The organism is Tenacibaculum sp. AWR4_210 (assembly GCF_056160945.1).
The window spans coordinates 213,779-226,167 of the sequence record NZ_JBSWYF010000007.1 but is presented as its reverse complement, the minus strand read 5'-3'; the positions used below and the strand labels follow the sequence as shown (position 1 = coordinate 226,167).

Annotated in this window: 7 protein-coding genes and 1 tRNA gene; 5 read left to right on the top strand and 3 right to left on the bottom strand. The window is 38.6% G+C overall.

The window, feature by feature from the left end:
* Positions 1-1,746 carry a hypothetical protein gene (locus ACXAG7_RS14530; protein ID WP_476667250.1) on the top strand — a complete coding sequence of 582 codons (1,746 nt, stop codon included), beginning with the start codon at positions 1-3 and terminating at the stop codon, positions 1,744-1,746.
* A 247-nt stretch (positions 1,747-1,993) separates the two neighbouring features.
* Here ACXAG7_RS14530 and ACXAG7_RS14525 read toward each other — a convergent pair.
* A tRNA-Ile gene (locus ACXAG7_RS14525) sits at positions 1,994-2,067 on the bottom strand.
* Positions 2,068-2,120: 53 nt separating this feature from the next.
* Complete coding sequence (locus tag ACXAG7_RS14520; protein WP_476667249.1) at positions 2,121-3,092, bottom strand: polyprenyl synthetase family protein; 972 nt, start codon at positions 3,090-3,092, stop codon at positions 2,121-2,123.
* A gap of 74 nt (positions 3,093-3,166) precedes the next feature.
* On the opposite strand from ACXAG7_RS14520, the gene ACXAG7_RS14515 reads away from it, so the two are divergent.
* The 4 genes from ACXAG7_RS14515 to ACXAG7_RS14500 are packed head-to-tail and all read left to right on the top strand — an operon-like array spanning position 3,167 to position 9,862.
* On the top strand, positions 3,167-3,829 hold the full coding sequence (locus ACXAG7_RS14515; RefSeq protein ID WP_408042368.1) for a TetR/AcrR family transcriptional regulator: 663 nt from the start codon (positions 3,167-3,169) through the stop codon (positions 3,827-3,829).
* 3 nt (positions 3,830-3,832) lie between these two features.
* The gene (locus ACXAG7_RS14510; RefSeq protein ID WP_408042369.1) at positions 3,833-5,176 is read left to right on the top strand and encodes a TolC family protein; all 1,344 of its coding nucleotides are present in this window, start codon (positions 3,833-3,835) and stop codon (positions 5,174-5,176) included.
* Positions 5,177-5,183: 7 nt separating this feature from the next.
* Positions 5,184-6,392, top strand: a complete 1,209-nt coding sequence (locus ACXAG7_RS14505) for an efflux RND transporter periplasmic adaptor subunit (RefSeq protein WP_408042370.1) — start codon at positions 5,184-5,186, stop codon at positions 6,390-6,392.
* Positions 6,393-6,400: 8 nt separating this feature from the next.
* Positions 6,401-9,862: an efflux RND transporter permease subunit gene (locus ACXAG7_RS14500; protein ID WP_476667248.1), complete on the top strand. Its 3,462-nt coding sequence runs from the start codon at positions 6,401-6,403 to the stop codon at positions 9,860-9,862.
* 120 nt (positions 9,863-9,982) lie between these two features.
* Here ACXAG7_RS14500 and ACXAG7_RS14495 read toward each other — a convergent pair whose 3' ends face one another.
* On the bottom strand, positions 9,983-12,307 hold the full coding sequence (locus tag ACXAG7_RS14495; protein ID WP_476667247.1) for a TonB-dependent receptor: 2,325 nt from the start codon (positions 12,305-12,307) through the stop codon (positions 9,983-9,985).
* Positions 12,308-12,389: the final 82 nt, after the last annotated feature.

Sequence of the window (12,389 nt, the reverse complement as noted above, 5' to 3'; positions counted from 1 at the left end):
ATGACAGAAGCAAAAAATCTTGCTGTAAATTCAATCAAAACATTATTAGAAAAAGAGAACATAAAGAAGATACTATATATAGACGATAAGTTTGATATAAGTAAACAAGAACAATTCTTTATTGGTCAAATGAAATTTGTCAAATCCTCTGGTGATATACCCAAAGAGATTGAAGAGTTTAGTAATATTAATTGGACAGTACCTGATGCAGTTTTTGAACAGCAAATAAAAGATTATTGGAAAGAAAATGATAAAACTCTTTCCTTAAAAAGAATATGTGATTGTATAGATAATGATACAAGCTCTAATATTAAGCCTGCTTTAGAAATTAAAGATGTTTTAGGAGATGTAGTAGAGTTATATACTCCAGATGAATGGGTTGAGAAAAACAAAAATGAATTAGAGTCTCTTAAAGATGGTGAAAGATTTTTATGTCTATTTGATTTTGAGTTTGAAAATTGGGATGGGTTCAATGGGGCTTACGATGGAGTAGGTTTAGCAAAACAGTTGGTTGAAGGAGAACATAAAGAAAAAGTATGCTGTGGTATTTTTTCACATAAATATGATATTGAAAATGAAGATGAAAAGAGGTATGAATACTCATCAACTTATAGTTTAGATGCTAAATTATTTTATACTGTTTCTAAAAAGAGGTTTGCCTTTGACCCCCAAATGAGTGCTTTTGCAGAGGGAGTGAAAAATATTATCTCATTAAAATATATTGAGGATTTAAAAGACAAATCAATTGAATTATTAGAAAAGAGTTTTCAGTCATCTATTAAAGAGTTAAATGCACTTTCACCGAAAACTTTCAATCAAATTATTCAAAAAGCTTCTGTGGATGAAGGGGTGTGGGAAGCAAACACTTTATTTAGATTACAGCATATAATTCAAAACTATTCTAATTATAAATTGTTTACAAATGATGATGTTAGAGGTTCGTTTGAAAATTCAATGTCAAAGATTAGAGATTTAGATTTTGAGAAAACTGGCTACAAATTCCCTCATAAAGACCAAAGAGCAATTGAAATACATGAAAAGGAAGTTTATTATGAAAAAGAAATAGTAAATAAGCTTCATTTCCCTATTTCTAATGGAGATATTTTTAAAATAGGTAATAGTAAGTATATCTTATTATCTCAGCCTTGTAATTTAGCTATAAGACAAAATGGAAAAAGAGGATTTAACTACGGTAAAGGTTTTTTAATTCCCTTAAAAGAGATAAAAAGTAGTGAAGGAGATTTACCTTACCCTCGTTATAAAAAATTAAGAACCACTTCTCCAGATTTAAAAACATATGCTGATTTCCCTAATTTTAAGACAATCTCATTAGATATGTTGGATTTGTGTGTGTATAATACAGAAGGAGAATCAAGGATAGATTTGAATGAGGAAAAGATTGAAAATAATTTAATTCACTTTACTTCTCTTAAGAGATATGAGAAAATTCATTCAGAGTTAAGTAAACAAGGAAATGCTTATGTAGCCTTTAATGATATTAAAAGTCAAGTTCAAGGAGACTTAAGAGGTAAAGTAGATATATTAAAACCATTCTTTAAAAAACCAGATTGCATAAAGGAATTAAGGTTGGGAAATCATAATTTATTTAATATTCAAAGAAAGAGTTTTGATTTTGGTATTAGTAGAATAAAAAATTATAGAGACCCTTATTCTACAGATTTATTACAAAGCTTTATGCAGTACTTGTCTAGAAATGGTTTTGATGTAGATTTTACACAATATTAAAATCATATTTATTATAAATGTATTAAACAAGAAGAGACCTACTTGCAAAACCATGTAGGTTTCCTTTTTTTTGGGGTACCCCCCCTGTTCTAGTTTAAGTTGGAGATAAAATAATAATAACTTTTAGGAGTAAGTTTTTTTATTAGTTCAAATAAGAGAATCTTTTATTGTTGTAACAAATGTTGTTACGTTATAAAACACGAAATCCATAACTACTTAATTAAAAGTGTGTTATGGATTTTTTGCGTGGTCCCACATGGGCTCGAACCATGGACCCCCTGATTATGAGTCAGGTGCTCTAACCAACTGAGCTATAGGACCTGTGATTTTGGGTGTGCAAAGATAAAAACTTTTTTAAAATACCCAAGTAATTTTTATACTTTTCTGCTCATCAGCTGTACGCCAAAAGCGCGCAGTCCGTCGGTTGCTTTGGCCGGTAAATCCAGCTGGGTCAAATGTTCAAACGACTTATTCGTGTAATCTTCAATGAGTTGTTGCGTGAGTGCTGGGATGTTATTGCGTTCAAAAATAGCTTTGACCTCTGTAACCTTAGTTTCTTTAGCAACCTCGTCGGTATTGTACAAGGCTAGCAAGGCCTCGCTGTCTGCTGGTGAAGCTACCTCCAAGGCTTTTAAATACAAATACGTCTTCTTATTCTCAATAATATCACCACCTACCTGTTTTCCAAAACTCTCCGGATCACCAAAAGTATCCAAATAATCGTCCTGTAGCTGGAAGGCAATACCGAGGTCTACACCAAAATTATAAATATGGGAAGCGGCTTCCTCATCGGCATTGGCAACAATGGCTCCCATTTTTAGGGCGGCACCTACCAATACAGAAGTCTTTAAACGGATCATCTCGATGTATTCCGATATCTCTACGTCGTTACGCGTTTCGAAATCCACATCTAGCTGCTGACCATCACACACTTCCAAGGCTGTTTTACTAAACAACTTCGCTAACTTCTGAAACACTAAAGGCTCGTAATTCTCAAAATACTGGTACGCTAAAATGAGCATGGCATCTCCCGATAAAATTCCGGTATTGATGTCCCATTTTTCGTGTACAGTTTCCTTACCACGTCGCAGGGGAGCATCGTCCATAATGTCGTCGTGTACCAAGGTGAAATTATGAAAAACTTCTACGGCCAAGGCTGCTGGAAGGGCGTTTTCATAGCTTCCCGAAAACAAATCGGCAGCGATCAAGGTCAGTACGGGACGCAGGCGTTTTCCGCCTAATTGCAAGATGTAATCGACAGGTTCATAGAGGTTTCTAGGTTCTCTGGTGAAATTCTGAGCGGCTAAATATTTTAAAAAGTCTGATTGATATTGTAGTAAGTCCAAATTTCAAATTTTTTGTAAAAATAAGGTAAACAAATAGCTACACCATACCAGAATGTTAAAAAATAATTAAAACTATGGAAACTTTTTTTGTTTCTAAAGTTTCCTGCACTACCTTTGCCCAGATTATGAGAGATAAAATTTTAGAAAAGTCAGGAGAAATGTTTTTGACCTTAGGGTTCAAAAGTGTGACGATGGATGATATAGCACGTGAGCTGGGGATTTCTAAAAAGACCTTGTACAAGTATTTTTCGAACAAGGCAAATTTAGTGGCCGCGGCAACCGGTGCTGTTCAGCAGGCGATAGATAAAACAATTTTAAATATTAAAGATCAGGATTTCAATGCGATAGAGGAGGAATTCGAAATTAAAGCTATCTTTAAGGAAATGTTTAAAAATGCCAAAACCTCTCCCATGTACCAGTTAAAAAAGTACTACCCGGAGACGTACCAAGATTTAATGGACCGAGAGGTGTGCATGTTTAAAGATTGCAATGCAGACAACCTTGAAAAAGGAATTGAACAGGGCCTATACCGTCCTTCTATCAATATAGAATTGGTAGGGAACTTTTACTTTACCTTGATTTTCGGCGTGTTTGAAAGCGAGTTGTACAGTCAACACATGCAGGAAGTTTTGCGTATTGAATACGAAATTTTAGAATATCATATCAGGGCAATAGCCACAGAAAAGGGATTAGCGGAGCTAGAAAAACAATTAAAAATCATAAATCAAAACAAATAAGCGATGAGGAAATACATTTTCCATGTATTTATACTCTTTTTATCGTGCGGGGTGTTTGCACAGCAAAAAGAGTTGCATTTATCGATGCAAGATGCGATCGATTATGCACTGAAAAACAACTACGATAACAAGATTGCAGCCAAAAATATTGAAGCAGCCAAAGAGCGAAAGTGGGAAACTACTACCATCGGATTGCCTCAAATTGATGGAAAGGTAGACTACCAAAACTGGTTAAAGCAACAAGTACAGTTGTTGCCAGCTGAATTAGCAGGAGGAGCACCAGGAACCTTTGTGCCTGTGCGCTTCGGAACCAAGCAAACCATGAACGCCTCCGTAACCTTACGTCAGTTAATTTTTGACGGATCGTACTTGGTAGGACTGCAGTCGGCAAGAACCTACTTGAAAATTTCGGAGCAATCCAAAGAAAAAACAGCCTTGGCTACGCGTGAAGCAGTAATCAATGCCTACGGAAACGTACTGTTAATCGAAAAGTCTATCGGGATCTTAGAAAACAACCGTCAAAACTTGCAAAAGAACCTTGACGAAACCCAAAAAATCTACGACAACGGATTAACAGAACTAGAAAATGTAGAGCAATTGCAAATCACCTTGGCGAATGTTGAAAACAACTTAAACAATGCCAAGCGTATGAAGGCAATTTCGTACAAAATGCTAAACATCGCTCTTGGAAATAAAATCGAAAAGCAACTCGTATTGACCGATGACCTCGATAGTTTGGTACTGGCAAATACCGATTTGAGCCTGTTGACCAAAGTGTTTGACGTAGAAAAGCACATCGATTATCGCATGGCGGATAACGATCGTGAAAGCAAGCGTTTGTTAATGCGTTTGGAGCAAAGTAAGGCCTTACCGAGCTTATCAGCCTTTGTAAACTACGGAGCCAATGCAAACTCAAACGAATTTGAATTTTTTAGTTCAAAATCGAAGTGGTTTGACTATTCGATGTTTGGGGTGAGCTTAAACGTACCGATCTTTAGCAGTTTCGGGAGACGTTCAAAAACAGCCCGTGCTCGTATTGAGTTGGAAAATGCCGATATCAGACGCGAAGAGATTCGTCAGAAGTTAAACCTTCAAGCCGAATCGGCAAAGAGCGAATACCAATTGAGTATCGAAAATTATGAAACCGCTAAGAAAAATTTAGGCTTAGCAGAGCGCATTGAAAAAAAGCAGCAGGTGAAATTCTTTGAAGGATTGTCGTCGAGTTTTGATTTATTACAAGCGCAAAATCAGTTGTACTCACAACAAAACGGCTATATGCAATCCATGTTAGAAGTGATTGCTAAAAAAGCAAAATTAGAAAACGCATTAAACATACCTATTAAATAATCAACTAATGAGAAAGATTGCAACCATCATCGTAACAGCGTCACTTTTAGCTTCATGTGGAAGTAAAGAGCAATCAGTGGAGTCAGCAATAAACTCACAAGACCTAAAAACTATCCGTACTAAAAAGGACGAGTTAGATAAAAAACAACAAGAACTAGCTTCGCAAATCAAATTGTTAAGTGCAGAGATTGCAAAGTTAGACACCAATAAAAAAGTGCCTTTGATTACTACCGAAAAGGCCGTAAATACCGAGTTCGTGCATTATTTAGATTTACAAGGAAATGTACAAACAAAGAAAAATGTACTCGTATATCCTGAAATGCCAGGTCAGTTAGTAAAAATCTATGTGAAAGAAGGACAGCGCGTAGCAAAAGGACAGGCATTGGCAAAAATCGACGACGGTGGCTTGAGTCAGCAAGTAGCACAGGTAGAGGCACAAGCGGCCTTAGCCAAAACTACCTTCGATCGTCAAAAGAGATTGTGGGACCAAAAAATCGGTTCTGAAATCCAGTATTTACAGGCGAAAACAACCTACGAAACAACGATGAGATCTGTAAACCAATTGAAAGAACAATTGGCGAAGAGTGTGATTCGTGCACCGTTTACAGGAATTGTTGATGACGTTATTAAAGAGCAGGGAACCGTAGTGGCTCCAGGTCCTGGTGCTGAGGTATTCCGCGTTGTGAACTTAGGAGATATGTACATCGAAACGGATGTGCCAGAGAGCTATATCTCTTCAGTAAAGAAAGGAAAAAAGGTAGAAGTAGAGTTCCCAATCTTAGGAACGACAGTAAGCTCTACTGTACGTCAAGCCGGAAACTTTATCAATCCTGCTAACAGAACTTTTAAAGTAGAAGTTGCTGTGCCTAACAAAGACCGTACGATCAAGCCTAATTTAACAGCGAAGTTGCGTATTAATGATTATACCAATCCAAGTGCAATTTTGATTCCACAGAGCATCATCTCTGAAAATGGAAAAGGAGAGCAGTACGTATTTGTAGTCGATAGCATCGAAAATAAGGCTGGTAAAACTACAGGTGTTGCTAAACAAGTAATCATCACCACTGGAAAAACACAGGGAGATGTGATTGAAATTCTTTCGGGAATTAAAAGCAACGATGAAATCGTATTAGAAGGGGCGAGAAGTGTTAAAAATGGTCAGCAAGTGCAAATCTTAAACCTAGCTGCCAAAAATGTAGCGCAAAAAAATAAATAAGAGTAGGAATGAACGAACAAAATAAAAAAGTAGACAAGGAGTTTGGATTATCTTCTTGGGCTATTAATAACAAGACAACCATCTACGTAATGATGGCGATTATCTTGTTCGCAGGAATCTCGGCATTTATCGGAATGCCTCGTGAGAATTTCCCTGAAATCAAGGATACCAAAATTTATGTAAGCTCTATTTACCCTGGGAATACCGCGGAAGATATTGAAAAACTGATTACTGATCCGTTAGAAGACAAGCTGAAAACGGTAAGTAACATGAAAAAAATAACCTCGACATCTCAGGAAGATGTATCGATGATTATTATTGAGTTTGATGACGGTATCACTATCGAACAGGCAAAGCAAAAGGTGAAAGACGAAATTGACGAAGAAGTATCGGGAGAAGATTGGCCTACCTTTAACGGGGCCAAAGTAGAGCCCAATGTTTTTGAGTTAAACATCTCGGAAGAAACCCCCATTTTGAACATCAATATCTCAGGTGATTATACCGTGCGTAAGTTGAAAGACTTTGCAGAGTATTTACAAGATGAAATTGAAGATCTAGAGGAAATTAAAAAAGCGGATATCCGTGGAGCAGAGGACAAAGAAGTTGAGGTAGCAGTGGACATCTATAAGATGATGGCGGCGAAAGTGAGCTTTGACGATGTGATTAATGCTATCAAAGGAGGAAACGTAACCATGTCGGCAGGAAATATCATTGCCAGTGGCCAACGTAGAACGATCCGTGTATTGGGAGAAATCGAAGATCCACAAGAATTGCAAAATTTTGTGGTAAAAGTAGAGCGTGGTAATCATATCTATTTAAAAGATATTGCCCAGGTAACCTTTAAAGACAAAGACAGAACTACCTATGCTCGTGAATTTGGAGAGCCAGTAGTAATGTTAGATGTCAAAAAACGTACGGGTAAAAACATGGTTGAAGCTGCCGAAAAGGTGCAGGCGATCGTGAAAAAAGCACAAAAAGACGTATTCCCAAGTAACTTAAAGGTGACTATTGCCAATGATCAATCGTCAAAAACCATCGGTCAGGTTGATGATTTGGTAAACAATATCATCTTTGGGGTGATCTTAGTAGTAACCGTATTGATGTTTTTCTTAGGATTGCGCAACGCACTCTTTGTAGGGTTTGCAATTCCGATGTCGATGTTTATGTCGTTAATGGTACTAAACATGGCGGGATACACGATGAATACCATGATTCTTTTTGGATTGATTATGGGACTCGGAATGCTGGTAGACAACGGTATTGTAGTCGTTGAAAACGTATATCGTTTGATGGAAGAAGAAGGGATGTCGCGTATTGAGGCAGCCAAAAAGGGAATCGGTGAAATCGCCTTTCCTATCATCATTTCTACAGCAACTACGGTAGCAGCCTTTATTCCTTTAGGAATGTGGCCAGGAGTAATGGGGCAGTTTATGAAGTACTTCCCAATTACCTTATCAGCGGTACTAGGATCGTCGTTGTTTGTGGCTATCTTCTTTAACTCGGTAATGGTATCACAATTCATGGCCATTGAGGATAAAGAAATGCCGTTAAAAAAGATCATTCGTTTAACTGTTATTTTAGGAGTATTCGGAATCTTGATCGTTATTTTCGGAGGTAGCATGCGACCTCTAGGAACCTTGATGATATTTGCAGCGCTAAATTTCTGGATGTATCGTTATGTAATGCGTCCTTTAGCCAATGGATTCCAAAGTAGAGTGCTACCGAGATGGGAGCGTTTCTACGAGCGTATGATTACCATATCATTGCGAGGTGCACGTCCTATTATTATCTCAGTGGTAACGTTTATCTTATTAATAGTTTCTTTTATTGGATTTGGAGGATCTGTAGCGAAGAAAAGAACCAAAGTAGAGTTCTTCCCTGACAATACGCCCAACCAGGTAATTGTATATGTGGAGTATCCACAAGGTACTGACATTGAAAAAACCAATACCATCATGAAAGATTTGGAAGCTCGTGTGACCAAAATCTTGAATGGACCGGAGTATATGGAAGGAGATAGAAATTTCTTGGTAGAGAGTTCTATTGCCCAAGTAGGTGCTGGTTCTGGGAATCCTCAAACTGACGGTGGATCAACAGCTGAAATGCCACACCGTGGTAAGATAGTTGCATCGATGCGTGAATATAAATACCGAAAAGGTGCCGATAGTAAGGAGTTGAAGCGAAAAATCACCGATGCTTTAAAAGGAATATATCCTGGATTGTTAATCTCAGTAGAGAAAGATCCTGTAGGGCCGCCAGCCGGGTATCCTATTAACATAGAATTGGAAGGAAAGGATTACAACGAGCTTATTGAAACCGCAGAAAAAATGCGTGATTTTATCAATACGAAGTCTATTCCTGGAATTGCAGAGTTAAAGATAGATGTTAACAAGGCGAAACCAACCATGTTGGTGGAAGTAGATAGGAAAAAAGCAGGAGAGTTAGGGGTAAAAGCCTTCCAAGTAGGGCAGCAGTTGCGAAATTCAATTTTCGGATCAAAAGCAGGAGTGTATAAAGAAGACGGAGAAGATTACGATATCTATGTGCGTTTTGATAAAGACAACCGCTACAATCCGAGCGTAGTATTTAACCAAACCATTACCTTTAGAGATATGGCTAGTGGCCAGGTGAAGTCGATTCCTGTGTCTACGGTGGCAAAAGGAAGAAATACTTCTGGGTACAGTGCCATTAAGCACAAAGCGCTAAAAAGAGTGGTAACGGTCTACTCAGCCTTAGCACCAGGGTACACTGATGCCAGTGCTATTGTGAGCAAAATTCAAGAAGAAATGAAGAGTTTTGAAGGACTGCCAAAGGATATTAAGGTAGATTATACCGGACAAATTGAAGAGCAAAACAAGCAGATGACCTTCTTAATGGGAGCTTTTTTCTCAGGACTTGGATTGATTTTCTTAATCTTAATTTTCCAGTTTAACTCGGTGTCAAAACCAGCGATTATTATGATTGCTATTTTCTTGAGTTTGATTGGAGTATTTGGAGGAATTGTAGCTTCAGGATCATCATTCGTTATTATGATGACCATGATGGGAATTATCTCGCTTGCCGGGATTGTAGTAAACAACGGGGTGGTATTATTAGACTATACCCAGCTGTTAATTGATCGTCGCAAGGTGGAGCAAAACATGCCAGAAGATGCTTATGTTCCTGTGGAGGATTTAAAAGCGGCTATTATCCGTGGAGGAAAAGCGCGTTTACGTCCTGTATTATTGACGGCAATTACCACGATTTTAGGATTGATTCCTTTGGCAATCGGACTGAATATAAACTTCTTTACCCTAGTAACAGAATTGAATCCACATATTTATATGGGAGGAGACAACGTAATTTTCTGGGGGCCTTTAGCGTGGACGGTAATTTACGGATTATTCGTAGCGACCTTCCTAACGCTAATTGTAGTACCGATATTATTCTACTTAACTACTAAGTTTAAAATGTGGTTACGTAGCTTATAATAGTTGATTAATTTGTTAATAAAAAGGTCCGAGTATTCCTCGGACCTTTTTTGTGTTTATTGGGGGACAATTACGCAAGTGTACGTTGTTTAAATTAGCCTTATCCATCCGGATAGAGGCTTAATCAGGAAGTCGATCACGGTCTTTTTTAGTTCTGTTAAAGCGATATATAAAGCTCAGTGACGTCGTTCTTCCCATACGTCGGGTAAAGGTTTGACTGGTGTAATTTTCGCCGGTAATCAAACGCTGGGCAGCTCTGGAATCAAAAATATTGTTGACATTCAGACTTACAGAGGCCTTGTCACCCCACAAATCTTGGCTGGCACCGATGTTGACGGCATAGTTTGATTTGGTGAGGATTTGTCCGCTTTTTCGCGCTCCTTGATAGTTGGCACTCGATTGCATAGAAAAAGTTTTAAAACGCATTCTTGCATTGAGTCGAGCGGTCCAAACTTGGTCTTTTGTGTTAAAAAGCCCGCGCTGTTGAAAGCCGAAGTAGTTAATTTCACTTGACAATCGCAACCATTTTAACGGAGAGTAACGCAGGGCAAGCTCAGCTCCTAGTCGATCTTCAGTTCCTGAGTTTACAGGTTTGGATACTAGGGCACCATCTGCGGCTATAAATACCTGGGTTTCGAATAAATTGGTCGTGTGCTGAAAGTATACCGAAGGGTTGATGGTCACCTTTTTCCAACGCTTTAAGCTACCGAGTTCAAACGAATTGGTAAACATCGGGTTTAAGTCCGGATTACCAATGCGGTAGTTACGGCGATCGGTATATCCACCAAAAGGATTGAGTTGCCAAAATCGAGGTCTGCGAATACGTCTACTATAGCTCAATTGCAGGTTGTTACTCGAGCTGAAATTATAGGTTAAGTGCACAGTAGGGAATAGGTTGGTATATTTTTTGTCTGTTTCAAAAGCGCCCTTTCTATCCGTGCTCCCTGTATTGGAATGCTCCGCGCGAAGTCCTAATAAATATTGAAGTTTCCCTTCGCGATTCCCGTATTGGATATAAGCCCCGTAAATACCTTCGTGGTATTCCAGTAAATTGGTGAATCGGTCGAGAACGATATTGTTGTCTTTGACCGTATAGTCGCTATCGATAAATCGGACCTCTCCTTTGATACCCATTTCAATATGCGATTTTTTGTGCACGGGGAGTCTAAAATCCGATTGGAACAAAAAGTCCTGACTACTTTCAATATCGCGTGTGCTCAAACTACTTTGTACGGTAGTGGGGAGCAATTGACGCTCAAATACGGTTTCGTTTTCGTCGTCGTTCCACCAGTCAAACTGAAAGTTTACCGTCAGCTTTTGTCCTTTTTTGTCAAAATCTTTCACGTAGTTGATTTCGAGTTGGTTGGCTTTTTGCGGTTCGCGGTAGTTTTCTGTATTGGCAAACGATTGTGTTACCTGCCTGTTGGCATCGCGGAGTTGAATGTCGTAATCTACTTTGTTTTTGATAACATTGGAACGGTGGTAATAGCTTAAGGTCAGGGTGTTTTTGTCGTTGATGTAGTAATCACTACCCAAGTACAAGTTAAACACGCGGTAGTCTGTCCTGTTTGAGGTAAGGCGGTCTAGGTAGGAGTTCGGCGTACCGTTTACAAAATCGGTTCGGTTCAAAGAGCTGTATCCGTTAAAACCCATATGGCGATAGCGCAGGTTCGAAAACAAATTGAATTTATCTTGCTTGTAGTTGATATTGTAATTGATACCGTGATTGTCAGGAATTCCAGTGTTGAGTTGCAAAGAACTTCCAAATCCTCCTTTTTTATTTTTCTTCAAAATGATATTGATGATCCCGGCGGTACCTTCTGCATCGTATTTTGCAGATGGATTGGTGATGACCTCTACTTTTTCGATACTCTCTGAAGGTATTTGTTCCAGTCCGTTGTTATTAGTAAGTACCGAGGGTTTTCCGTTGATGAGAATGCGAACATTGGGATTTCCTCGCAAACTAATGCCTCCTTCTACATCGACGTTTACCGATGGAACATTGTTTAAAATGTCGTTGACAGAGCCTCCTTTTGACAAGAGATCTTTACCGACGTTGAACACGCGCTTGTCGAGCTTGTATTCCGTAGTTGACTTTTCGGCAATGACTTCAACTTCATCCAAGGCAGTAGCGTCTTCACGTAGTGAAATGGTAGGCAGTTGCTGTGAGTTTTTCAATACAAAATTAGTTTGTTCATAGGTTTTAAATCCGATGAATTCTACCCGAAGGGTATAAGTACCCGGACGGGCTTTCAGTGAAAATTGTCCTTGCTGATCGGTGGTAGCTCCGGTGAGCTGTTGAGGTTGTGTCGGATTGCTCAAAATCACCGTAGCAAATTCTAAGGGCTGCTGGCTGTTCTTTTCTACAACTTTTCCTCGCAGAGTTACTTGACTCCAAAGGAGTATTGGTGTCAATACTAAAAAGGCTGCTATTATTTTTTTCATGCTTCTGTTATTAGTGAATGCTCAAATGTGCAATAAAATGCACGCTGTAAATTGTGTAATCGATAAATACCCTAGAAAAGTC

Coding starts and splice junctions, on each gene's coding strand:
- ACXAG7_RS14510 (WP_408042369.1), top strand. CDS start 3,833: ATGAGGAAATACATTTTCCATGTATTTATACTCTTTTTATCGTGCGGG.
- ACXAG7_RS14500 (WP_476667248.1), top strand. CDS start 6,401: ATGAACGAACAAAATAAAAAAGTAGACAAGGAGTTTGGATTATCTTCT.
- ACXAG7_RS14505 (WP_408042370.1), top strand. CDS start 5,184: ATGAGAAAGATTGCAACCATCATCGTAACAGCGTCACTTTTAGCTTCA.
- ACXAG7_RS14530 (WP_476667250.1), top strand. CDS start 1: ATGACAGAAGCAAAAAATCTTGCTGTAAATTCAATCAAAACATTATTA.
- ACXAG7_RS14515 (WP_408042368.1), top strand. CDS start 3,167: ATGGAAACTTTTTTTGTTTCTAAAGTTTCCTGCACTACCTTTGCCCAG.
- ACXAG7_RS14495 (WP_476667247.1), bottom strand. CDS start 12,307: ATGAAAAAAATAATAGCAGCCTTTTTAGTATTGACACCAATACTCCTT.